This is a genomic window from Sulfitobacter sp. (genome assembly GCF_039977885.1).
Taxonomy (GTDB): Bacteria; Pseudomonadota; Alphaproteobacteria; order Rhodobacterales; family Rhodobacteraceae; genus Sulfitobacter.
Genome location: NZ_JBDWCI010000001.1, coordinates 38,668 through 61,895, shown reverse-complemented (window position 1 = coordinate 61,895; position 23,228 = coordinate 38,668). Strand labels below are relative to the sequence as shown.

26 protein-coding genes are annotated in these 23,228 nt (G+C 57.6%); 12 read left to right on the top strand and 14 right to left on the bottom strand.

All coding sequences use genetic code 11. The features are described from left to right. Window positions 1-8: 8 nt before the first annotated feature. The 7 genes from lnt to miaB all read right to left on the bottom strand — a co-directional run bounded on the left by lnt (window position 9) and on the right by miaB (window position 6,643). The gene (lnt, locus tag ABJM03_RS00320; RefSeq protein WP_348414825.1) at window positions 9-1,499 is read right to left on the bottom strand and encodes an apolipoprotein N-acyltransferase; all 1,491 of its coding nucleotides are present in this window, start codon (window positions 1,497-1,499) and stop codon (window positions 9-11) included. Next, on the bottom strand, window positions 1,496-2,404 hold the full coding sequence (locus ABJM03_RS00315; protein ID WP_348414824.1) for a hemolysin family protein: 909 nt from the start codon (window positions 2,402-2,404) through the stop codon (window positions 1,496-1,498). The genes lnt and ABJM03_RS00315 overlap by 4 nt, the downstream gene beginning before the upstream one ends. Then, on the bottom strand, window positions 2,391-2,957 hold the full coding sequence (gene ybeY, locus ABJM03_RS00310; protein ID WP_348414874.1) for an rRNA maturation RNase YbeY: 567 nt from the start codon (window positions 2,955-2,957) through the stop codon (window positions 2,391-2,393). Before ybeY ends, ABJM03_RS00315 begins: the two co-directional genes overlap by 14 nt. Window positions 2,958-2,964: 7 nt before the next feature. After that, window positions 2,965-3,990: a PhoH family protein gene (locus tag ABJM03_RS00305; RefSeq protein WP_348414823.1), complete on the bottom strand. Its 1,026-nt coding sequence runs from the start codon at window positions 3,988-3,990 to the stop codon at window positions 2,965-2,967. A gap of 130 nt (window positions 3,991-4,120) precedes the next feature. Beyond that, window positions 4,121-4,441: a hypothetical protein gene (locus ABJM03_RS00300; RefSeq protein WP_348414822.1), complete on the bottom strand. Its 321-nt coding sequence runs from the start codon at window positions 4,439-4,441 to the stop codon at window positions 4,121-4,123. Between the two features lie 12 nt (window positions 4,442-4,453). After that, entirely contained in the window at window positions 4,454-5,029 is a 576-nt protein-coding gene (locus ABJM03_RS00295; RefSeq protein WP_348414821.1) for an OmpA family protein, read from the bottom strand. 297 nt (window positions 5,030-5,326) lie between these two features. Then, window positions 5,327-6,643, bottom strand: a complete 1,317-nt coding sequence (gene miaB / locus ABJM03_RS00290; protein WP_348414820.1) for a tRNA (N6-isopentenyl adenosine(37)-C2)-methylthiotransferase MiaB — start codon at window positions 6,641-6,643, stop codon at window positions 5,327-5,329. A gap of 121 nt (window positions 6,644-6,764) precedes the next feature. On the opposite strand from miaB, the gene ABJM03_RS00285 reads away from it, so the two are divergent. Continuing rightward, entirely contained in the window at window positions 6,765-7,634 is an 870-nt protein-coding gene (locus ABJM03_RS00285) for a glycosyltransferase family 2 protein (RefSeq protein WP_348414819.1), read from the top strand. Window positions 7,635-7,665: 31 nt separating this feature from the next. On the opposite strand, the gene ABJM03_RS00280 is transcribed toward ABJM03_RS00285, so the two are convergent. Continuing rightward, on the bottom strand, window positions 7,666-8,043 hold the full coding sequence (locus ABJM03_RS00280) for a hypothetical protein (protein WP_348414818.1): 378 nt from the start codon (window positions 8,041-8,043) through the stop codon (window positions 7,666-7,668). A 91-nt stretch (window positions 8,044-8,134) separates the two neighbouring features. Here ABJM03_RS00280 and ABJM03_RS00275 point away from each other — a divergent pair, with 91 nt between their 5' ends. Next, a complete protein-coding gene (locus ABJM03_RS00275; protein WP_348414816.1) occupies window positions 8,135-9,250 on the top strand; it encodes a class I SAM-dependent RNA methyltransferase in 1,116 nt (371 codons plus the stop codon). A gap of 14 nt (window positions 9,251-9,264) precedes the next feature. Next, complete coding sequence (kdsA, locus tag ABJM03_RS00270; RefSeq protein WP_348414815.1) at window positions 9,265-10,110, top strand: 3-deoxy-8-phosphooctulonate synthase; 846 nt, start codon at window positions 9,265-9,267, stop codon at window positions 10,108-10,110. 67 nt (window positions 10,111-10,177) lie between these two features. Here kdsA and ABJM03_RS00265 read toward each other — a convergent pair whose 3' ends face one another. The 4 genes from ABJM03_RS00265 to fabB all read right to left on the bottom strand — a co-directional run bounded on the left by ABJM03_RS00265 (window position 10,178) and on the right by fabB (window position 13,368). Then, window positions 10,178-10,774 (bottom strand): DedA family protein, encoded by a 597-nt coding sequence (locus ABJM03_RS00265; RefSeq protein WP_348414814.1) that lies wholly within the window; start codon window positions 10,772-10,774, stop codon window positions 10,178-10,180. Next, complete coding sequence (locus ABJM03_RS00260) at window positions 10,767-11,165, bottom strand: hypothetical protein (protein WP_348414813.1); 399 nt, start codon at window positions 11,163-11,165, stop codon at window positions 10,767-10,769. The genes ABJM03_RS00265 and ABJM03_RS00260 overlap by 8 nt, the downstream gene beginning before the upstream one ends. A gap of 176 nt (window positions 11,166-11,341) precedes the next feature. After that, window positions 11,342-12,133 carry an enoyl-ACP reductase gene (locus ABJM03_RS00255; protein WP_348414812.1) on the bottom strand — a complete coding sequence of 264 codons (792 nt, stop codon included), beginning with the start codon at window positions 12,131-12,133 and terminating at the stop codon, window positions 11,342-11,344. Window positions 12,134-12,138: 5 nt separating this feature from the next. Beyond that, the gene (gene fabB / locus ABJM03_RS00250; RefSeq protein WP_348414810.1) at window positions 12,139-13,368 is read right to left on the bottom strand and encodes a beta-ketoacyl-ACP synthase I; all 1,230 of its coding nucleotides are present in this window, start codon (window positions 13,366-13,368) and stop codon (window positions 12,139-12,141) included. Between the two features lie 147 nt (window positions 13,369-13,515). Here fabB and ABJM03_RS00245 point away from each other — a divergent pair, with 147 nt between their 5' ends. Together ABJM03_RS00245 and ABJM03_RS00240 are read left to right on the top strand one after the other, a co-directional pair. After that, window positions 13,516-14,895 (top strand): NAD-dependent succinate-semialdehyde dehydrogenase, encoded by a 1,380-nt coding sequence (locus ABJM03_RS00245; RefSeq protein ID WP_348414809.1) that lies wholly within the window; start codon window positions 13,516-13,518, stop codon window positions 14,893-14,895. A 39-nt stretch (window positions 14,896-14,934) separates the two neighbouring features. After that, a complete protein-coding gene (locus ABJM03_RS00240; RefSeq protein ID WP_348414807.1) occupies window positions 14,935-15,537 on the top strand; it encodes an SDR family oxidoreductase in 603 nt (200 codons plus the stop codon). Window positions 15,538-15,601: 64 nt separating this feature from the next. Here ABJM03_RS00240 and fabA read toward each other — a convergent pair whose 3' ends face one another. Continuing rightward, window positions 15,602-16,111, bottom strand: a complete 510-nt coding sequence (gene fabA, locus ABJM03_RS00235) for a bifunctional 3-hydroxydecanoyl-ACP dehydratase/trans-2-decenoyl-ACP isomerase (RefSeq protein ID WP_348414805.1) — start codon at window positions 16,109-16,111, stop codon at window positions 15,602-15,604. A 195-nt stretch (window positions 16,112-16,306) separates the two neighbouring features. On the opposite strand from fabA, the gene irrA reads away from it, so the two are divergent. Next, on the top strand, window positions 16,307-16,726 hold the full coding sequence (irrA, locus tag ABJM03_RS00230; RefSeq protein ID WP_348414804.1) for an iron response transcriptional regulator IrrA: 420 nt from the start codon (window positions 16,307-16,309) through the stop codon (window positions 16,724-16,726). 128 nt (window positions 16,727-16,854) lie between these two features. Here irrA and ABJM03_RS00225 read toward each other — a convergent pair whose 3' ends face one another. Then, the gene (locus ABJM03_RS00225) at window positions 16,855-17,289 is read right to left on the bottom strand and encodes a peptidylprolyl isomerase (protein WP_348414803.1); all 435 of its coding nucleotides are present in this window, start codon (window positions 17,287-17,289) and stop codon (window positions 16,855-16,857) included. Window positions 17,290-17,467: 178 nt separating this feature from the next. Between ABJM03_RS00225 and ABJM03_RS00220 the strand changes: the two genes are divergently transcribed. The 6 genes from ABJM03_RS00220 to ABJM03_RS00195 all read left to right on the top strand — a co-directional run bounded on the left by ABJM03_RS00220 (window position 17,468) and on the right by ABJM03_RS00195 (window position 23,212). Next, window positions 17,468-18,154 carry a haloacid dehalogenase type II gene (locus ABJM03_RS00220; protein ID WP_348414802.1) on the top strand — a complete coding sequence of 229 codons (687 nt, stop codon included), beginning with the start codon at window positions 17,468-17,470 and terminating at the stop codon, window positions 18,152-18,154. Beyond that, window positions 18,154-18,978, top strand: a complete 825-nt coding sequence (locus tag ABJM03_RS00215) for an alpha/beta hydrolase (RefSeq protein ID WP_348414801.1) — start codon at window positions 18,154-18,156, stop codon at window positions 18,976-18,978. Before ABJM03_RS00220 ends, ABJM03_RS00215 begins: the two co-directional genes overlap by 1 nt. Beyond that, window positions 18,975-19,943 (top strand): threonine/serine dehydratase, encoded by a 969-nt coding sequence (locus ABJM03_RS00210; RefSeq protein ID WP_348414800.1) that lies wholly within the window; start codon window positions 18,975-18,977, stop codon window positions 19,941-19,943. Before ABJM03_RS00215 ends, ABJM03_RS00210 begins: the two co-directional genes overlap by 4 nt. After that, window positions 19,940-21,136 carry an endonuclease/exonuclease/phosphatase family protein gene (locus ABJM03_RS00205; protein WP_348414798.1) on the top strand — a complete coding sequence of 399 codons (1,197 nt, stop codon included), beginning with the start codon at window positions 19,940-19,942 and terminating at the stop codon, window positions 21,134-21,136. The genes ABJM03_RS00210 and ABJM03_RS00205 overlap by 4 nt, the downstream gene beginning before the upstream one ends. Further along, a complete protein-coding gene (gene pcaD / locus ABJM03_RS00200) occupies window positions 21,133-21,921 on the top strand; it encodes a 3-oxoadipate enol-lactonase (protein WP_348414797.1) in 789 nt (262 codons plus the stop codon). The genes ABJM03_RS00205 and pcaD overlap by 4 nt, the downstream gene beginning before the upstream one ends. 202 nt (window positions 21,922-22,123) lie before the next feature. Beyond that, complete coding sequence (locus ABJM03_RS00195) at window positions 22,124-23,212, top strand: alkene reductase (RefSeq protein WP_348414795.1); 1,089 nt, start codon at window positions 22,124-22,126, stop codon at window positions 23,210-23,212. Window positions 23,213-23,228: the final 16 nt, after the last annotated feature.

The following is a 23,228-nucleotide window of genomic DNA, read 5'->3' as shown; positions in this document are numbered from 1 at the left end:
GGTCAATGCTATTCGGTCGGCGTGCGATGTCTCATCACACTGCGCAACAGGCCCACAGCCAATGCAAGCAATAACAATACCGTGACCGGCCAGTCCCCCGTGCGGCTATAAAGCGTGGGTGCCAGCGGCGCGGGCAAAACTGCGTCAACATATCCCGCCTGTCCCAAGCCAAGATGATCCAGCACGCGCCCGTGCGGGTCGATCATCGCACTGATACCGGTATTCGCAGCCCGTGCGACCGGCAAGCCCTGCTCGATCGCGCGCATGCGGGCCTGTGCTAGATGCTGTTGCGGACCTGCGTCTTTGCCGAACCACGCGTCATTGGTCGCGTGAATGATAAAATCCGGTCGCGCAGGCGCTGCGTTCACGTCATGGGCAAACACCGCCTCATAACAGATCAATGGCAACGCGCGGCCCAGCGCGCCGAAATCCATCAACTGAGCGCCCGGTCCCGCGCTAAAACCCGATCCATATTGAGGCGCCAATCCATAGATGCCGAAACGCGCCATGAAATCCCCCAGCGGCACATATTCTCCAAAGGGCACCAGATGATGCTTGTCGTACATCTGCTCCACGGTGCCTTGCGGCCCCAAAGTCACAAGACTGTTGTAGAACCGCTCACCCTCGTTGCGCTGCACACCAAGGACAACAGGTGTGCCGCCCGCTGCCGCGCTGATCTGCGGCAGAACATCCCCCGCATAGCTCAGGGTCCAGGGGATCGCGGTCTCGGGCCAGACAATCAACGCAGGCGCGTCCCAACCCGCGCTTGGCGGCGCGGCTGTAAACTCAAGCTGGCGGGCATAGAAAATCGGGATCATCTCGGGATCCCATTTCTGGTGTTGCGGCGCATTAGGTTGCACAAGGCGGATCACCTGCCCCGTCCGTGTTGCAGGGCTTGCAAAGGATGGCAGCAGCACAGGCAAAACCAATACAGCGGCCAGTGCTCTGCTCCACCAAACCCTGCGCATCAGCAGCACCGCGATCGTCACAGCCAAGGCAATCAGCACCAGATTGACCCCTTGCGGCCCGACAAGCGACAACCCCTGTCCCAAGAGCGTGTTCACGGTTGTCTGCGCCGGCGATGCCCAAGGAAATCCCGTAAAGATATAGCTGCGCAAAAGCTCTATCCCGGGCAAGGTCACCACCAACCAACCAAGGCGCGGGCCCATCCTGCGGGCAAGCCAGAACCCCGCCATCCAGAACAACGCCCCTCCGGCCGCCATCAAGACAACCGCAAAAGGTGCCATCCACCCGTGGCGCGCGGCATCAACCAGAAAGGGGGAAACGATCCAATGCAGCGAGATCGCAAAATAGCCAAAGCCGAACGCCCAGCCGCGGCGCGCAACCTCAGCAGCGGTAAGCGCCGAGCGCCTTAGCCAGACGAACATCCCAGCCAAAGCCAGCAAGAATAACACTGGCCATTCAAATGGCGCCTGCCCCAACGCGGCAACAGCACCAAAAGCAACAGGCACAGCTGCGCGCAGGCACCGTGAGCTCATTCCGCAGGCGTGCCCGTCATGCGCACCCGAAGCCGTTTGATCCGGCGCGGATCAGCATCCATCACTTCGAACTCTGGACCATCGGGATGTACGACAACCTCGCCACGCGCAGGGACCCTACCCGACAACATAAAGACCAGACCGCCCAACGTGTCGATTTCTTCCTCGTCTACGTCCTCATGATCGGTGAGCGAGCGGCCCACCAAGACCTCGAAATCTTCGAGAGGCGTCTTGGCAAGTGCCATATATTGCCCCGGTTTTTCTTCGGTCCAGTAAACGCCTTCGTCGACGTCATGTTCGTCCTCGATCTGGCCGATCACCTGTTCAATCAGATCCTCAATGGTCACCAGACCGTCGACCCCACCATATTCATCAATCACCAATGCCATATGCCGCCGCTCGGCCTGCATCTTGGTGAGCAATACACCGATCGTCATGGACGGCGGCACATAGACCAACGGGCGCACGATCTCATCCATATTGAAGGTTTTGGTCTTGGAGGTAAAACCGTACTCCAGCGCCACGTCCTTGAGGTGGGCCATACCCAACGGCGTATCAAGCGTGCCGTCATAAACCGGCAAACGGGTCAACCCGCTTTCCTTGAACACCGCGACCAGCTCCTCAAGCGAGGCGGTCGCGCTGATGGCAACGATATCTGCCTTGGGCACCATCACATCATCCACCCGCATACGGCGTAAATTGCCCATGCCTGTGCTGTTGTGCTCTTTGTTTTGCAAAGCAGGCGCACTGCTTTCATCGCTCTCGGACGGGCTCAGCGCTTCGATCACGCGGCTGAAAAATCCGCTTTTGGCGGTGTCCGTATCGCCCGGTGGGCTGCTGTCGTCGGGGGAGAGTTGATCCTGCGCGCTAAGCGCCGCGATAGAAGATCCGTCAGTGTCGCCCATTGGGTCCTGTCTTTGGAAGGGACCCCATTGCGGGGTCGGTCAGTGTTTCGTGCATATTATATGGGTCATCTATGTCCAAATCACCAAGAATTTCGACCTCAAGACGCTCCATGAGCACGGCATCGCCGTCTTGCACATGATCATAGCCTAATAAATGAAGCACACCATGCACAATCAAGTGGGTTAGATGGTGGTCAAACGGTTTCCCCGAATCATGCGCTTCGGTCGCGCAGGTCTCGTGGCTCAATGCGATATCACCCAATTCCACCATACCGTCAAAACCCGCCTGCGCGGCCGGTGGTGCCTGCCCTTCACTGGCCGGCGCGAGGGGTTGAGCAGGCCAGCTCAGCACATTTGTGGGCGTAGGTTTGCCGCGAAACTCGGTGTTGAGCTCGGCAATGCGGGCATCATCACAGGCCAGCACCACGACTTCGCAGGTTTCCGCGTCAAGTTGAATATGTTCGAGCGTGGCCACCACAGCGCGCCGGACCAAAGGCAACAACGCGGCCTCCTCCCACAGGGCAGACTCGATCACAACCTCCAGCGCTTCCATCTCGAGCTCAGACGTCACGGTTCAACGCGCGTTCGGCTTCGGCCTCGTAGGCTTCGATAATCGCCGCAACCAGCGGGTGCCGCACAACGTCCTTGGAGGTGAAGTAGTTAAAGCTGATCTTGGGGATGGTTTTCAGCAAACGCTCCGCATCAGCCAGCCCCGACGCCTGACCACGCGGCAGGTCAATCTGTGTCCGGTCGCCCGTAATCACCATGCGCGATCCCTGCCCCAGCCGGGTCAGAAACATCTTCATCTGCATCGTGGTCGCATTCTGCGCCTCATCCAGCACGACAAACGCATTGCTCAACGTACGCCCCCGCATAAAGGCCAGCGGCGCGATCTCGATTGTCTTTTCCTCACGTAGCTTGGCCAATTGCTTGCCGGGTAAGAAATCATTCAACGCGTCGTAAAGCGGCTGCATGTAAGGGTCGACTTTTTCATCCTGTGTGCCCGGTAAAAAGCCCAGCTTTTCTCCGGCCTCAACGGCTGGGCGGCTTAGAATAATCTTGTCGACTTTGCCGGACAGAAACATCGACACACCCACAGCCACAGCAAGATAGGTCTTGCCCGTGCCCGCAGGACCAATGCCAAAGGCAAGCTCGTTCGCGAATAGCGATTCAACATATGCTTTTTGCGCTGGTGTGCGCGGCTCTACGCGCTTTTTACGGGTCTGAATTTCAATCCCGTGGGCAATAGGCATCTCGATCTGATCACCATCCTGCACACCGGTTTCATGGGTCGAAGCCCCCATACGCAACACCATGTCCACATCGGCAGGCTCGACACTGCGACCACCTTCCAGACGGGTATATAGCTCTTGCAGCACCTGTGCTGCACGCTCTGTGGCAGGTGCCTCCCCCAGCAGGGTCAGGAAATTGCCGCGCCGCACAATCTGGATATCCAAGGTTTTTTCAATCGACGCGAGGTGCTGGTCATACGGGCCGCACAGATCGATCAACAAACGGTTGTCAGAAAACTCCAGCACAGGGCCCGGAGGTCCGGTTTCAGCCGTCGGCGCATCGGGAAGAGACAAAAGCAGGTCCTTTCAACAGGGTTATGGAAAACAGATAAGTCCTGGTCACATTGTATTCCAGCGCGACCATAGAAAAAGGGCCGCAGTGTGCAACACTCCGGCCCTTTTTATCGTCAGAATACAAGGACACTCAGATCGGGTCGCCGATGATGCCAGTGGCACCTTTCTTGAAGTCGCCAACCGTATGGGTGGGCGGCGCGACGCCAGAGCAAACCGGCTTGCCGAATTTGTCCAGACGGGCCGACAAATAGCCCTCGACGCCATCATCGATAATCCAATGATCACAGCCATTGGGATCAACCCAGATGCCCGCTTCAAGCTGGCTGAGGTGTTTTTTATCAATACCGCGGTCGATGGTTTTGTCGGGGCCTTGCTCTCTTACCTGAAAATCTTCGCAGGCCGATACAAGGCCAGCCAAAGCAACAAGCGTAGTGATTTTTACAACGTTCATATGCCTGTTCCTTTAGTTAATGCAGATAATTTCAACGCGACGGTTCTTCGCCATGCCGCTAGCCGTCTTGTTTGACGCAGCGGGTTGACGTTCACCATAGCCGCGGACATCCGCAATACGCGCACCCGAAGCTTGTGCCACCCGTGCAACCGAATTGGCGCGGTTCAGCGAAAGACGCATGTTATATTCATCAGACGCGCGGCTGTCGGTGTGACCCGTGATGATATAGCTCACAGCCTTGTTCGTCTTGAAGAACTCTTGCAGGCGCGCCTGCCCGCCTTTGGAAATCCGTGCGCTGTCGGTTGCAAAGAACTGATCGCTTTGCATCACGCCACAGACGTTGCCACGGCGACAGACCGGAATACCCTGCCGGTTTGTGTGCGGCGTCATAAAGCCTTCGACACCGTCATCCATAACCCAGTGCTCACACCCGTCAGGGTCAACCCAGATTGTCGGAATGTACTGACCGCCATCGCGGCCGCCTTGTGATCTCGTTTGTGCAACCGCTGCGGCACCTTGCAAGGTCATTGCCGCAACAAGCGCGGTCCCTGCTGCCAGCCGCATTGTTTTGAAAAGTGTGTTTACCACAGCTCTTTTCCTTTTTTTGTTCCCCCGAAGCCCATATTCCGGCGCACTGCGTCGACGCGTAAGCTCCACATGATGCTACGTTAAGGGCAATTAAGGGTTCTGAAAAGTATTTATCTGCAAGATATGGTATTCAATGGGGCAAAAACACCCAAGGAAGGTGTTTGTGCGTCTCAAAAGCCATAGTATGGTAGTTGATCTCTGCGTTTTCTCCGAAAAAGCATCCCGTTTCGGCTCATTCACGGGCCGCGCGCCCCGTAAGCCTAAGGTAGCACGGGCATTTTTCCAAGCCTGCGTGCGTTAAATCTCAACCGCCGTGAGCGAGTTGGTCATGGCACGGGTAATACGGACGGGCACGACATCACCGATCTTGGCGGTTGACTGATCGATATGAACCGCGTGCAAATATTCCGACTTGCCCAACATCTGCCCTGCATTGCGCCCTGCCTTTTCGACCAACACAGATAGGTCGCGTCCAACCATGCTTTCCTGAATGGCGTATTGCTGGCGGCTGATCAAAGCTTGCAAGCGCTGCAGACGTTCATCTGCTTCGGCAGGATCAACCTGCGCCCGCTCTGCCGCCGGCGTGCCGGGACGGGTCGAGTATTTGAAGCTATAGGCGTAGCCGTAGTTCACCTCTTCGACCAGATCCATCGTGGCCTGAAAATCCGCTTCGGTCTCTTCGGGGAAGCCAACGATAAAATCACCCGACATCATGATGTCTGGACGCACGCTGCGAATTTTCTCGATGAGCTTCAGATAGCTTTCCGCAGTATGGCTACGGTTCATCCGCTTGAGGATGCGGTCAGAGCCTGATTGCACAGGCAGGTGCAAATACGGCATCAGTTTATCGGTATCCGCATGGGCCGCGATCAGATCGTCGTCCATATCATTGGGATGGCTGGTCGTATAGCGAATACGCTCTAGCCCATCGACCTTTGCCAATGCGCGCACAAGCTGCGCCAATGTCATGCCGCCGTGATAGGCATTCACATTCTGCCCCAACAGCGTGAGCTCGCGCACGCCGCGTTCAACCAGCTCTTGCGCCTCACGGATCACTTTGTCCGCAGGCCGCGACACTTCGGCCCCGCGCGTATACGGCACCACACAGAAAGCGCAGAATTTGTCGCAGCCCTCTTGCACCGTCAAAAACGCAGCGGGTGCGCGCTTGGCCTTGATGCCGCGGCCTTTGAGGTGATTAAATTTATCTTCTTCGGGAAAATCCGTATCAAGCGCGGATTTGCCACCGCGCACTTGGGCCTCCATTTCGGGCAGACGGTGATAGGACTGCGGCCCGACCACCAGATCAACAGCAGGCTGCCGGCGCATGATCTCGGCCCCTTCGGCCTGCGCCACACATCCGGTCACGCCAATTTTCAAATCGGGGTTCAGCGCCTTGAGCGGTTTCAGGCGTCCCAACTCGGAATAGACCTTTTCGGCCGCCTTTTCGCGGATGTGGCAGGTATTGAGCAGGATCATATCCGCATCATCCGCCGTATCCGTCTGCACATAGCCCTCAAGGCTTTCGGCCATACGCTCACTGTCATAGACGTTCATCTGACAGCCGTAAGTCTTGATAAAGAGCTTTTTGGGAGTGTCGTTTTTTGTCTCGGACATGAGGTGCGCCTGCGGATCAAAGAGGAGAATGAATGGCCCGCGCTCTATCAGCGCGCGCGACATCTTGCAATGCACGGCGATTTAACCGATTCTACGGCAAACACCAATAATGCAGGCATTCATGCACTATACTTCGCTCACGCAGTTTATATCCGACCAGAATGCCGCCCTTGCCAAAGGGCCGATCGCGGTCGTGCTGGTTGAGGATGACGTCGAGATTAACACAACGCTGCGGCATAATCTGCAACTCGGCTTTAAACATGTAATAGCCTTAATGCCGGCCCAATTTACGCTGCCCCGCGATTTGCAAGAAACCGTACATCGCGTAGATTATAACATGTCGCGCGAAGCAGCGACCGAAGATGCCATAAACGCTCTTATCGCAGCTGCCCCTGACCAGTGGATCTATTACTGTTACAACGCCGAATATCTTTTTTATCCGTTCTGCGAAACACGCGCCGTTACAGAGATGCTGGCCTTTCATACCGAAGAACGCCGGGCGGCCATGCTCACTTATATTATTGATCTATACTCCGATGATCTGGAGCAGCATCCCGATGCTGTATCGCTTGATCGCGCGCATTTGGACCGCTCGGGGTATTACGCGCTCGCACGCCCTGACCAGACGAAAGACGGTCACCCCAAAGAGCGCCAGCTTGATTTTTACGGCGGTTTGCGCTGGCGGTATGAGGAACACGTCCCCCCTGCCCGCCGCAAGATTGACCGGATCGCCCTGTTCCGCGCCGCACCCGGCCTGAAACTACGCGAAGACCACACGTTTTCGCATGAAGAATATAACACCTATGCCTGCCCGTGGCACCACAATATCACCGCCACGATCTGCTCGTTCCGCACGGCCAAGGCGCTAAAAACCAACCCCGGCAGCCGCTACGACATTGATACGTTCAAATGGCACAACTCGGCACCGTTTGAGTGGCATTCGCGCCAATTATTGGATTTGGGGCTGATGGAACCGGGGCAATGGTTCTAAAGCACTCGCCCGCCTGATCCGGCACCTCTGCTCAGCCCGATATGCCGCGATTGATCTTCACGTGGCTTTCCGGCAACTGGCTGCTGCTTGGCGCGGTAGGGGCATCGCTGCCCGGAATGCCCAATTGGTTAAGCGTTGCGTTCTCTTTGCTGTCGGGTGCATAGCCCAGACTGTCAATTGCCTGCGCTTGGGCATTCGCCGGTGCATCCTGCGACCCGATATCGCCTGCTGCAATCGCGGCAATTGCCAAGTTTTCGACGGCCGTGCGCAATTCCGGCTCTGTCCGGAGAGCCACCACAAAGCCGAAGGTCAAACCAAAGCCGATCACACGCCCCATTATGCGTGCCTTTCTGGCCCTTGATCTCCGGCTGATCAGCCGCTCTTCGCGGTATGTTTGTGCAAACGTCATCCCTCCACCTTACAGACAATCGCGGCCATAATTTGGCATAGCACGCAAAAACTACGTGCAGCCTGCCCGCCCATCCCCTAGACCCTGCTTTATGAGCAACACCGATCCCTTCGAGATTTTCCTCGCCACCGTTCCCGGACTGGAAGATATGCTGTGCGCCGAGGCCCTTGAGCGCGGGTTTGACACCGCCGTGGCCGTACCGGGCGGTGTGACACTTCAAGGTGGCTGGCCCGATGTCTGGCGCGCCAACCTTGAGGTGCGCGGGGCCACCCGCGTGCTGGCCCGTATCGGCGGGTTCATGGCCTTTCACCTCGCCCAGCTAGATAAACGCTGTCGCAAGTTTCCCTTTGGCACCCTGTTACGCCAAGATGTCCCCCTGCGCGTACAGGTCACCACCAAAGCCTCAAAAATCTATCACGCCGGTGCCGCCACACAGCGGGTCGAGACTGCGCTCAAAGACACCCATGGGCTTACCCTTGACCCAGAGGCCACATTGGTCCTGAAGGTACGCATCGACGACAATAAAGTGCTCTTCAGCCTCGATACCTCTGGCGAGAGCCTTCACAAACGCGGCCACAAAGAGGCCGTGGGCAAAGCCCCCATGCGCGAAACCCTCGCGGCACTCATGCTTCGGCAAGCCGGCTATACCGGCACTGAGCCTGTCGTCGATCCGATGTGTGGCTCTGGTACTTTTGTGATTGAGGCGGCCGAGATTGCCGCAGGCCTGCACGCGGGCCGCAGCCGTGACTTCGCCTTCCAACAGCTGGCAAATTACGATGCTGCAGCCTTTATGAAAATGAAGCAACGCACCGCCCGCGCAGATCCGCCCGCGCAATTCTACGGCTCGGACCGCGATGCAGGAGCCATCCGCATGGCCACCGCCAATGCGCTGCGCGCAGATGTGGCCCCCCTCACCCATTTCGCCAATCACGCCGCCGGAGAGCTGACACCCCCCGCAGGCCCGCCCGGCCTTGTGATCGTGAACCCGCCTTACGGTGCGCGCATCGGTAATAAAAACCTGCTCTACCCGCTTTATGGCACGTTGGGGCAAACACTACTCACCCGCTTTAAAGGCTGGCGCGTGGCACTTGTCACTTCCGAGCCAGCATTGGCCAAAGCAACCGGCCTGCCGTGGAAGCCCCAAGGCCCCGCCATCGCGCATGGCGGCATCAAGGTCTGGCTTTGGCAGACCCCACCGCTGAGATAACAAAGGACACCGCCATGACCCATATTAACGTAGCCGGCCTGACATTGGGCAATGATCTGCCCTTTACCCTTATCGGCGGCATGAACGTCCTCGAGAGCCGCGATCTGGCAATGCAAGTCGCCGAAAGCTATGTAGAAGTCACCCAGAAGCTGGGCATCCCCTACATCTTCAAGGCGTCTTTTGACAAAGCGAACCGCTCGTCGATCCACAGCTACCGCGGTCCGGGGATGGAGGAAGGCCTCAAGATCTTTGCCGAGATCAAAGACACCTTTGGCGTACCTGTCATCACCGACATCCACACCGAAGCCCAATGCGCCCCCGTGGCCGAGGTCTGTGACATCCTGCAAGTACCCGCATTCCTTGCGCGTCAAACCGATCTGATCGCGGCCGTTGCGGCCACCGGCGCTGTGATCAACGTCAAGAAACCCCAATTCATCAGCCCCCCCCAGATGAAAAACATCTATGAAAAGCTGGTTGAATGCGGCAATGACCAGATCATGCTGTGTGAACGCGGCGCGTGCTTTGGCTATGATAACCTTGTCGTCGATATGCTGGGCCTGCGTACCATGCGCGATGTGTCAAACGACGCTCCCATCATCTTTGATGTCACCCACGCCCTGCAAATGCGCGACCCCGGTGGGGCCGCCTCCGGCGGTCGCCGCGCGCAAGTGGCCGAACTGGGCCGTGCCGGCCTTGGTGTTGGCCTTGCCGGTCTGTTCCTCGAAGCGCACCCCAACCCTGACAAGGCCCTATGCGATGGCCCCAGCGCCCTACCGCTGGACAAGCTAGAGCCGTTCCTTGCGCAGATGAAAGCCGTCGATGATGTGGTGAAGTCCTTGCCGCCGCTGGACATTGCCTGACGGGACGCATTTCGCCCCTAGCCTTTATGGGCACTACGCCTGCACGTGATCATTGGGCTTGTTGAGCCTAGTGGTCGCGCAAAGCGCTGGCCGACCAGAGCCATCGGCCCAGAAACAGAGCCCCCACCAGAGCGACGATAAAGCCACTGGCATTTCCCAGCATGTTGGCCAATGTCGTAATCTGATCGGAAAAGCTGTAGCCAAGGCCAACGTAAATCCCGACCCAGAACACCTCTCCCATGGCGCCCCAAATCGCGAATTTCATCCAGTCAAATCGGGTCAAACCGCAGACAAGATTGACATAAGGGCCAAGCGGGGCAACCAGCCAGCAAGAGAGAAAGACGCTTATCGGCCCCTTGCTCTCCATGTAGGATCTGGCACGATCCCGCAGCACCGCGCGCTTGGGGTTTGCATCAATCCATCCCGTAATCCGCGTGCCAAATTTACGGGCAACAAAGTAGCCGGTATTATCGCCAGCGACCGCTCCCGTATAAGCTGCGGCGGCTGTCGAGGCGGTGTTCAAATCACCCGTAGCCGCGAAACTGCCCGCGGCCAGCATCATCAACGAAGAAGGCATCGGGATGCAAAGGCAAGAAAGAAACGTGACCAAAAAGAGGATAGGCACCCCGTAACCGGTCATCAGATCAAGGATCGTTTCAGTCATCTTGTCGCGCCCTATATGCCGCTTTGGCTGCACTCACCCGCTGCTGTAACCTGTCGAGGGTCACGTTATTGTCGGCGGCGATTTTATCCAGCCTTAACCGGCGCGGTGGCTCGGTAGGGCCCAGAAACAATGCAGGCCCCAGAACCTCGGGCGGCAGATCATAGGATTGCCCCACATATCGCGGGGTCATCCAACCCGCGAGGGGCTGGTCCTGATGGCGCGGATCATTCCAGAAAATCGCGGCAGAAATGGCGTTGAATGCAAAAAAGCACGCAATACAAAGCAGCCCGACCAGAGCCATGAAGGCCAGTCGGTGGTGCTTCCAGATCCTCTTGATGCGGCTCGACATTGTATCGCGGAAATCCCTGTTGCTTTGGTTTGAAACCTGCACGGCCAGATGCCTTTCAGCAGTGCTTATGACACAGGAAGCCTTGGAGCAGCTATAGGCGTTAAAACCTTCGTTCTGGGGTCAACGCCTGCACGCCCGGAGTGGTGGTAATATATTGCGATCCAAGCAATCGACGCGGCATTTCCGCCGCGCCGTTTGTATTTATGGTGCGAAGAAACCTAAAGGTTGTCCGCCTGCGGCATGCCCAATACGTGGTAGCCACCATCGACGTGGATGATCTCACCCGAGGTGCAGGCCCCCATGTCAGAGGCCAGATAGACAGCTGTGCCGCCCACGGCCTCGAGCGTTGCATTCTCGCGCAATGGCGCGTTCAGGGCCGTGTGTTTGTAGGTCTTGCGCGCACCGCCGATGGCAGCACCGGCCAGTGTTTTCATTGGACCGGGCGAGATTGCATTCACGCGGATGCCTTCCGGCCCCAGATCATTGGCCAGATAACGCGTAGCGCTTTCCAATGCTGCCTTGGCCACGCCCATCACATTGTAATTCGGCACAACCTTATTCGACCCTTGATAGGTCAGGGTCAGCAGCGTGCCGCCGTTCTCATTCATCATGGGGTGGGCACGGCGTGCAACTTCGATAAAGCTGTAGGCCGAGATATCCATCGAATGTTTGAAATTCGCACGGCTGGTGTTCAGGAAACGACCCGTCAGCTCGGATTTATCTGAAAAGGCAACCGCGTGAACCACGAAATCAATGGTGGGCCAACGCGCGGCCAATTGGTCAAACGCAGCATCCAGAGATGCATCGTCGGTCACATCCACATCGACCATGAAATCCGACCCGATGCTTTCGGCCAGTGGTTTCAGCCGCGTGCCAAATGCGTCGCCCTGATAGGTAAATGCCAGCTCTGCGCCCGCCTGCGACATCGCCTTGGCGATACCCCATGCAATCGAGCGGTCATTTGCCACGCCCATGATCAGGCCGCGTTTTCCTTTGAGAAGATCAGACATGACCCTTACCCCTTAAATTTTGAAAGGATCATTGATCCGTTGGTGCCGCCAAATCCGAAGGAGTTGGTCATGACGGAATCCAGCCCTGCGTCATCCACCCGCTCCAGCGCGATCTCGGACGGGTCAAGACGCTCGTCCAGAGTTTGCACATTGATCGACGGCGCAATGAAATCATCCTCGAGCATCAGCAGGCAGAAAATCGCCTCCAACGCACCCGCCGCGCCCTGCGCGTGGCCGGTCATGGATTTGGTTGAGCTGACAGGCGGTGTGCTGCCTTGGCCAAACACGCGGCGCACGGCTTCGATCTCGCCTACGTCGCCCACAGGTGTGGACGTGCCATGTGCGTTGATATAGCTGACTTTGCGGCCTTCCGGCAGCGTTTGCAGCGCCAGACGCATCGCCCGCTCGCCGCCCTCACCCGAGGGGGCAACCATATCATGGCCATCCGATGTTGCTGCGAAACCGGTTATTTCTGCGTAGATCTTGGCACCGCGCGCTTGGGCGTGCTCGAGATCTTCCAGCACCAACATGCCGCCACCACCCGAGATCACAAACCCGTCGCGGTCTTGGTCAAAGGCGCGGCTCGCCAGCTCTGGCGTGTCGTTGAATTTGCTGCTCATGGCGCCCATGGCGTCAAACAGACATGACAAAGTCCAGTCCAGCTCCTCGCCGCCACCTGCAAACATCACGTCCTGCTTGCCCATCATGATCTGTTCTGCGGCGTTCCCGATGCAGTGCAGCGAGGTCGAGCAGGCCGAGGTGATGGAATAGTTGATGCCCTTGATCTTATAGGCGGTGGACAGGTTCGCGCTCACCGTCGAGCTCATACATTTTGGCACAGCAAAAGGCCCGATCCGCTTGGTCGCACCTGTGGACTTTACGATATCATGTGCGGCCATCATCGACGATGTAGACGGCCCGCCGGATCCTGCAACCAGACCCGTGCGCGGGTTAGAGATGATCTCTTCATTCAGCCCCGCATCCTCGATCGCCTGACCCATGGCCAGATAGGCATAAGCCGCCGCCTGCCCCATGAAACGGTAGGTCCGTTTGTCGATCAACGCGACAGGGTCGACCTTGAGCGTGCCGGCGATCTGGCTGCGAAACCCGTGCTCGGCCATCGGTTCGGATGCGACGATCCCGCTGGTGCCCGCTTTCAGCGATGCTTTGACCTCTGCGGCATTGTTCCCGATGGATGAAACAATCCCCAAGCCTGTGACGACGACGCGGCGCATATGCAGCACTCCTGTGTATAATCCTGCCCCTTCTTAGGCCAGCGCGGCGCGCAGGTGCAAGCGGGTAGCGTCCCCCCTGCACTCAGATTGTATGGAACTTCCCTTCGCCTGCCCGTGTTGGTCCAGCAACAAGAATAGGAGACCACAATGTCTAAGATCACCACAATCAACCCCGCCACAGCCGAGCCGATCAACACCTACCCCACAATCAGCACCAAGGACGCCGTCGCCGAAGTGGACGCCTGCCATGCAGCCTTTGAAGATTGGAAACTGCTAAGCCATGAAGAGCGCGGCAAACACCTGAAGTCGATCGCATCAGTATTGCGCAACCACAGCGAAGAACTGGCCAAACTCATGACGCGCGAGGTCGGCAAACTATACAAAGACGGGCTGACCGAGGTCGAACTTTGCGCGCAAATCTTTGAATATACCGCCGAACACGGGCCCGAGATGCTTCAGGACGAAGAACGCACCCATTCAGGTGGCAAAAAGCGCAGCATCGTGAGCTATCAACCCATCGGCGTGATCTATTCAATCCAGCCGTGGAACTTCCCGCTATACCAGCCCGTGCGTGTGCTGGCGGCGAACCTGATGGCGGGCAATGGCGTAGTATTGAAGCACGCTGAAATCTGTACCGGCAGCGCAATCCGCCTACGGGAGCTGTGTATTGAAGCCGGTCTGCCCGAAGACATTTTTACCGTTATCGTCATTGATCACGATACCAGCGACACACTGATCGAATATCGCAAGGTGCGCGGTGTCACGATGACTGGCTCCGACGGTGTTGGTCGCCACATCGGCGCAAAAGCGGCACAAGCACTCAAGAAATCAGTGCTCGAACTGGGGTCAAACGACGCATATATGGTGCTCGAGGATGCCGACATCGAAAAAGCGGTCGAATTATCGGTCACGGGTCGTATTTATAACAACGGCCAAACATGTGTCTGCGCCAAGCGTTTCATCGTCACTGACAAGGTCTACGATGCCTTTGTCGAGGCCTATGTGGCTCGAATGGCCAAGGTCGAAATGGGCGATCCGATGAACGAAGACACCGAGCTGGGGCCGCTTTCAAGCAATGGCCAATTCGAAACCGTGCGCGATCAGGTCAAGGGCAGTGTCGCCAAAGGTGCCAAAATTTTGTGCGGTGGCGAAGTACCAGACCGGACGGGAGCCTATTATCCCGCCACAGTTCTCGGCGATGTAGCGCCCGGTATGCCTGCCTATGATGATGAAATTTTTGGCCCTGTCGCAGCAGTGATCCGCGCGAAAGACGACGAAGACGCCATGCGCATTGCCAATGACAGCCGCTATGGGCTGGGCGGCGGTATTTTCTCGCAAAACGAGGAACGCGCGATAGAGCTTGCCCGCAAACATTTCGACACCGGCATGGTCCGCATCAACTCATTCGGTGCCGCCGATCCGAATATGCCGTTCGGGGGCGTGAAGGATTCGGGCTATGGCCGCGAACATGGCGGGTTTGGCATGAAAGAATTCGCAAACGCGAAATCTATCTACCTGCCCGGTTAATCAACTCCGCATCCCGATACAAATAAGGAGAATTACGATATGACTATCAATGTACTTGTCGCCGGATCTACCGGCGCGACCGGAAGCCAAATTGTTGCTGAAATCAAAAAGATGGGGCGCAATCCAGTGGCGCTTGTCCGTGAAAGCTCCGACACCAGCGGGTTGCCCGATGGGGTTGAGACACGGGTTGCCGATCTGACCGACCTTAAAGACGATGTTTGTGAAAACGCGGATGTTGTCGTGTTCGCCGCTGGCTCTGGCGGTGGCACCAGTGCTGAAATGACTGATAAGGTTGACCGCGACGGGGCGATGCGGCTGACAGATATTGCCGCAAAATCCGGCGTCAAACGCTTTGTCATGCTCAGCTCCGTCGGAGCGGATAACGAGAACCCTGAAGGTGATCTTGCCCATTACCTTCAGGCCAAGCATGAAGCCGATGAACACCTCAAAGCCTCGGGGCTGACCTATTCGATCCTACGGCATGTGGCGCTTACGAATGACGGGCGCTCTGACGTTATCAAGTTAGGATCAGAAGTGGACAAGACGGCAAAAGCTAGCCGCGCGGATGTGGCCTATGTTCTGGCAGATGCTGCCGTGAACGGTTCCCACGATGGCAAAGCGCAGGATATGCAATCAGCATAATGCGCCGCGCCGCGTTGATCCCCGCCAGTTTTGGCGTGCGGATCAACGCGGCGCGTCTTTTTCATCAGCTTTCTGACAAGGCGACCTTCATATCTGTAACCTGATAAATAACCTCGCCATCGGCTTCGACGGTACCGCTAGCGACGCCCATCGTCAGGCGGCGGGTCTGGATTGCTTTGGTAAAATCAATCTTGTAGGTCAGCATTTTGCGATCAGGGCGCACCATTCCGGTAAGCTTTACTTCGCCAACACCCAGCGCATAACCGCGCCCCTGCCAACCACGCCAGCCAAGGTTGAACCCTGTCAGCTGCCACAGACCGTCCAGCCCCAGACAACCCGGCATGATCGGGTTACCAGGGAAGTGACAATCAAAGAACCACAAATCCGGTGTGATATCGAACTCGGCCACGATATGGCCCTTACCATGCGCGCCACCGTCACCGGACACTTCGGTAATCCGGTCCATCATCAACATCGGCGGGGCCGGCAATTGCGCATTGCCCGGACCAAACAATTCGCCCCTCGCACATTTCAACAGATCATCTTTATCAAAACTGGTGGGGTAGTCGGCCATGGATCTTTCTCCTGCACTTCCGGGCGTTCATTTGGACCTATCATCTTGGGCCGCCACGCCGCAAGAGCTCCGCGCACCCCTGGAATGCGGGTTAAAAGGTCGCATTTCCCGCTTAGGTGGATTGATGCCCGATTTGCAATTGAAAACCACCCCTTGCATACCTTATATTAAGCGTAGTTCGCAGAGAGGCTAAAAATGTCTGATACTCAGCTGGAAATCGGTACAAAATGGCTCGCGACAGCGGGGCTAAGGCCGACCCGGCAACGTTTGACGCTTGCATCGCTACTTGTCGGTGACGGGCACCACCGCCATGTCACCGCAGAAAGCTTGTTTGAAGCGGCCAAAGGCGGCGGCGAAAGCGTATCGCTTGCCACGGTCTATAACACGTTGCGTGCGTTTTGTGATGCAGGCCTGTTGCAAGAGGTCACCGTGGATGGCTCGCGCAGCTATTTTGACACCAACACCCATGATCACCCGCATTTCTTTTGGGAAGATGATGCCCGCCTTAGCGATGCGCCCTCTGACCAGCTGGTTATTGCGCAGCTACCCGACGCGCCCGACGGGGCCGAAATCGCATCTGTCGATGTAATCATCCGCTTGCGTAAAAAAGCCTGATCCTCTCAGCACTTCACAACATTCAAACATCATAAAAAAAAGAGACCCCATCCGGAGCCTCTTTTTTGTGTCATCATGGCGGGCTCAAGCCCCCCTGCCCTTTAAGGGGCAAAAGGGCGCAGCGCCGTTCAGGCCGCGTCGATTTTCATCAGCTCGATATCGAACTGCAAATCTTTGCCTGCCAGCGGGTGGTTCGCGTCCAATGTCACGGTTGCCTCATCCGCTTCCACAACCGTGACCGGAAGGGCCTGTCCATCGGGTGTTTGCATCTGCAACTGCGTGCCGATCTCGAGCGGGATATCGGCAGGGATACCTTCACGCGGCACCGATTGGCGCATGTCAGGGTTAACCTGGCCATAAGCGTCATCCGCGCCGATCTTGACCACTTTTTTCTCGCCGACGGTCATACCCGGAATGGCCACATCAAGCCCCGGAATGATCTGGCCCGAGCCAACGACGAAAGACAGCGGGTCGCGGCCTTCGGAACTGTCGAATGTTGTGCCGTCCAGCAATGTGCCGGTATAGTGTAAATGTACGGTGTCGCCTGCCTTGACTTCGGCCATAGGTCGTCTCCAATCTGAAAGGGGGGTAAGGGGCGGAGGCCGCGTATCTGCGCAGGTGCTCCGAAAGATGCCATATCTTTTCAAGCTACCGCCCAAATCACAACCCCTATTTCGCCCTTTTCCAACCTTGTGTCTCATGCAACTGTGCGTAAATCCTTCCCTGAACAGCGGAGTCCACATGCCAATCACCACTTGCGTCTTTGATGCCTACGGCACCCTGTTCGATGTTGCCGCCGCCGCACGGCAAGCCGCAAGCGAACCGGCCTTCACCGCGATCCAAGACGATTGGCCGCAATTGGCCGAATATTGGCGCCTCAAACAACTGCAATACAGCTGGCTGCGCGCCATCACCGATTCCCATTGCGATTTCTGGACAGTGACGCAAGACGGGCTCGACTGGGCGCTAGAGAAAACCGGCCACGATGGCGACGGCCCGCTGCGTGAGCGCCTGTTGCAGTTATATTGGGAGTTGGGCGCTTATCCCGAGGTGCCCGCAATGCTGCATAACCTCAAAGCAGCCGGTCTGAATACTGCGATCATGTCCAATGGCTCACCCGCGATGCTGCGCGGCGCAGTAGAGAGCGCGGGCATCGCAGATACGCTGGATGCGTTGTTGTCAGTGGAAAGCGTCGGCGTCTTCAAACCCGACTTTCGAAATTACGATCTAGTGGCAGCGGAATTCGGCTGTGCCAAGGACGAGGTGTTATTTGTCTCTTCCAACGGCTGGGATGCGGCGGGTGCTACGGGCTACGGCTTTACCACCGCATGGGTAAACCGCACCGCAGAGCCCATGGACCGTTTGCCATGGCAGCCTGCGCATGTGCTTGCTGACCTCACAGGCATTCCCGCACTGGCAGGTGTCTGATGGCCTTTTTCACAACCTCCGACGGGCTCGAGCTTTACTATACCGATCACGGTACTGGGCTGCCGATCCTTTGTCTTGCTGGGCTTACCCGCACCACGGCTGACTTCGACTATGTCACGCCGTTTCTGAGCGGCCAGCGATTAATCAAACTGGACTATCGCGGGCGCGGACGATCGGATTTTGATCCTGATTGGAAAAACTACTCCCTTCCTATCGAATGTCGGGATGTGACCGAACTGCTCGATCATCTGGGGCTGGAAAAGGTCGCGATCCTTGGCACCTCGCGCGGGGGATTGAACGCCATGGGGCTGGCCATGGGGGCCAAACACCGCCTGTTGGGCGTAGCCCTCAACGATGTCGGCCCTGTGATCGAACCCGCAGGCATCGAGGCCATCAAAGGCTACATCGGCCGGGACCCGGTAGCCAAAACCCACGCCGAAGCCGCCGCCAACATGGCCCGCGCCTTTCCCGAATTCAAAGGTGTCCCCGAAAGCCGCTGGCTTGAGGAAGCGCGCAAACATTACACCAAAGACGCAGACGGCCTGCACATCACCTATGACAAACACCTGCGCGACGCGGTGCTGGCCGCAGGAGACCAGATGATGCCCGACCTTTGGCCCTTCTTTGATACGATGGACGGCCTCCCGCTGGCACTGGTCTGGGGTCTGAATTCGAATCTGCTGGGCGCGGACACCGTAGCCGAGATGCAAAAGCGCCGCCCCGATATGATCCTTGGCAAGGTTCCCGACCGCGGCCATATTCCCTTCCTCGACGAACCCGCCGCCGTCACCGCTCTCACAACATGGACAAAGGCCCTACAATGAACATCGACATGATCCGCGCCGCCGCTACCCGCCTGCAAGGGCACGCTGTACGCACCCAATTGGTGCGCTCCCCTTTTCTGGACGAGATCGCAGGCCGCCGTGTCTGGGTCAAACCCGAATGCCTGCAACATACCGGCAGCTTCAAGTTTCGCGGCGGCTATAGCGCAGTTTCCGCCTTACCTCCCGAGGTGCGGGCCAAGGGGGTCATTGCATTTTCATCCGGCAACCACGCGCAAGGCGTCGCTTTGGCCGCAAAAATGCATAACACTAGTGCTGTCATCATCATGCCGTCTGATGCGCCCCAACTCAAGATCGACAATACGAAGGCGTATGGTGCCGAAGTCGTTCTTTATAACCGCGATACAGAATCCCGCGATGATATCGGCGCAAAAATCAGCAGCGAACGCGGCCTTACACTGATCAAACCTTTTGATGATCCGCTGGTTGTCGCAGGGCAAGGCACCTGCGGGCTCGAGATTGCCGAAGACGCAAATGCGCTTGGCATCAAAGACGCCGAAGTCATCGTGTGTTGCGGTGGTGGCGGGCTGACTTCGGGCATCGCGCTCGCGCTCGAGGCGGATGCCCCCAGCCTGCGCGTCCGCCCTGCCGAGCCTGAAGGTTTTGACGATGTGGCACGTTCGCTGCGTTCGGGCACCTTGGAAAGCAATACCGCCACATCCGGCAATATTTGCGATGCCATCATCACCCCGCGCGCCGGCGAGCTGACCTTTCCAGTGATGAAGCGCCTATGCGGTGCAGGGCTTGCCGTATCCGAAGACGAGGTGCTTGGCGCAATGGCCCAAGCCTTTGCCCGCCTGAAACTGGTGGCCGAACCGGGCGGCGCTGCCGCGCTTGCCGCAGCATTATACCGCCGCGACCAGATCACTGGCGACGATGTCATTGTCACCATTTCGGGCGGCAATGTGGACCCGGCCATGTTCACACGCGCATTGGAAACCCTATGACCCGTTTCACCATTGCCAGCTTCAACGTCAAAAACCTTATCGGGGCCGATAAGGAATATTATCAATTCCAATCCTACACGCCCGAAGAATACGCATGGAAGCGCGATTGGCTGGCCGATCAGATGGTCACGCTGGATGCCGATATCATAGGCTTCCAAGAGATTTTCGATGAAGAATCCCTTAGCGATATGATCACGCTCGCTGATACTTACGGCGAACAGCACAATGAATTCGCCTTGCCGGACAGCACGAAACGCTATCGCAAGCGCGCGATCTTCGACAAGCTGGCTTATGGCAGCTACCGTGAGGCCGATCTGGCATTTGCGCCCAACCTCAACGACGGCAAACCGGGCGCACGCCGTCCGGGGGTGGCGATCCTATCGCGGTTCGGCTTCGTCGGCGCACCCGAGATCATCCAGGACCTTGGTCGACCGCTCGACATCCCGTTTTCGGACGGGGGCGAAGATGGCGGATTTTTCCGTATTAGACGTCTGAGCCGCCCGATCCTCAAGGTCCGCGTGCCAATCGGCGATCACGTCATCACCGTCTTCAACTGCCACCTCAAATCCAAGCTGGGCGAATTTATCAGGCCCGACGACGGCGGCCCAGCCCCCGAAGCGGACCTTACAAAATACGACCCCGTTGGCCGCGCGCTGGGGTCTGCGCGCGCCGCCATGCGCCGCATGGCCGAAGCCTGGGTCCTGCGCGGGGCCATCGTGCAAGAGCTACAGGCGGGCAATCCGGTGATTGTGCTTGGCGATTTCAATGATGCGGAAAATGCGGTCAGCTCCGAGATCATCTCGGGCGAACATCCGTTCAAGAACTACCAATGGATGCTGCGCCATGACGCGGAACATCGCGGCGATCGCTATTCCGCCGAAGATGCCGCGCAGATCACCCAAGACATCGAAGCCGTGCGCCTGCACCCCGCCGAAAAACTTTTCGTGCGCAAATCCCTGCGCGACATGGTATTCACCGCAGCTTTCGGCGGCGTGTACGAAAGCATTGACCAGATCTATCTGTCACGTCACTTCCTGCCCGAAACGGCCGGCAACATTGGCGAAATGGACTATTTCAGCGTGCTGAATGACCACCTGACCGATGGCAGCCACGCCGAGGCCCCCTACAACAAACTCGCCTCCGACCACGGGCAGATCATGGCCCATATCCAGCTCAAGGGAGATGCGAAATGAAGATTTTTGACGCAGGCGATGTGCGCCTGCACTACCGCGTCGAGGGCCCTGATGATGGACAACCGGTGGTCTTTGCCAACTCGCTAGGCACCGATATGCGCCTGTGGGATCCTGTTTTGCCACTGCTGCCCAAGGGGCTGCGTATCATCCGCTATGACAAACGCGGCCATGGCCTGTCTTCGATACCAAGCGGCCCCTACTCTATGGGCGCATTGGTGAGCGATTGTGAGAAACTTCTCGACCATCTGGGCGTGCGCGATTGTATGTTTGTCGGACTCAGCATCGGTGGCATGATCGCCCAGGGGCTGGCCGTCAAGCGCCTTGATCTGGTGCGCGCCGTGGTCCTTAGCAATACAGCGGCCAAGATCGGCACAAAAACCATGTGGGACGACCGCATCAGCGCAGTACAACAAGGCGGCGTCGAAGCCCTTGCTGACGCGACGATGGAGCGCTGGTTCTCGAAGTCCTTCCGCGCCACACCCGAGATGGAACTGTGGCGGAACATGTTGGTCCAGCAGGCGGCTGACGGCTATAACGGCTGCTCTGCTGCGATTTCAGGCACTGATTTCTTCACCCCGACCAGCGGCTTGCGCCTGCCCGCATTGGGTATCGCCGGCTCTGAGGACGGCGCGACACCGCCTGATCTGGTCCGCGAAACCCTAGACCTTATTCCCGGCTCACAATTCCGGCTTATTCGAAAGGCAGGCCACCTGCCCTGTGCCGAACAGCCACAAGAATATGCTGCCATTCTGACCGAATTCTTCAAAAGCGCGGGCCACATCTAGCAAAACCTGCAGAGCAGCCTCCTTTGTCTACGCCTGTCTGGCGTAGGCTGAAACGGACGCCTGTCCTTTCCCATAAATGCGGCCTACCCCCTGCTCATGACCGCGGGCTCGCAATTTCTCTGATCCCGACACGGAACATCCTACCGTCGAAAGCCGTTAGTCTTGCAACCAAGCAATGAACTCGTTCCAAAAGGCTTTTCAAATGACACAACATGCTGCGCTTTTCTCTCCTATTGAAATGGGGACAATTCATCTGCCCAACCGCGTCCTGATGGCACCACTGACCCGCAACCGCGCAAACGACGACGGTGTGCCTGCCGATCTGGCAACGACCTATTACACCCAACGCGCCAGCGCGGGGCTCATCATTTCGGAGGCCACGCAGATCTCCGCAATGGGCAAAGGTTACATCCAGACCCCCGGCATTTACACTGATGACCACGTTGCAGGATGGCGCAAGATTACGGATGCCGTACATGCCGCAGGCGGGCGCATCTTTTGCCAGCTCTGGCATGTCGGCCGGATCAGCCACACGTCGGTTCTGCCCGATGGCGCACAGCCGGTTTCCTCGACCGACGAGGCCGCCGATGCGCAAACTTTTACCAAAAACGGGTTTGAGCCGACCTCAAAACCGACTGCCCTGGATGCACAGGGGATCACGCAAACCGTAGCCGACTACCGGCAGGCGGCAAATCTTGCACGGGCGGCAGGCTTTGACGGGGCCGAGGTACATGCCGCCAATGGCTACCTGCTGGACCAGTTCCTCCAAGACGGTGTCAACACACGCACAGACAACTACGGCGGCAGCATCGAAAACCGCATGCGCCTGCTCGAAGAAGTCCTTGATGCAGTGGCTGAAACTTTTGAACCGGGTGCCATCGGCGTCCGCCTTGCGCCCAATGGCGGCGTTCATGGCATGTCAGACAGCGACCCCGAAACGCATTTTGCCGCGATTTACAAAATGCTCGATGCCCGCAATCTGTCCTATTTGCATGTCATGGAAAAATTTCCCGGCGAAAGTTCGGGCGCCGAGCTGATCAAAGCGTTGCGGCCGCATTATACCGGTTTTTACATGGCCAACGGCGGCTATGACGCGGCAAGCGGCGCCGAGGCGATCGAAAAAGGGCATGCCCATGCGGTGGCTTACGGCCGCCCCTTTATCGCGAACCCAGACCTCCCCGAGCGTTTCCGCAGAGGCGCTTCCTTGAACGCAGCGGATCAGGAAAGCTTCTATGGCGGCGGCGCGGAAGGATATACCGATTACCCGTTTCTCGAAGCCGAGCCAGCCTAAACAAAAGACACCGCCC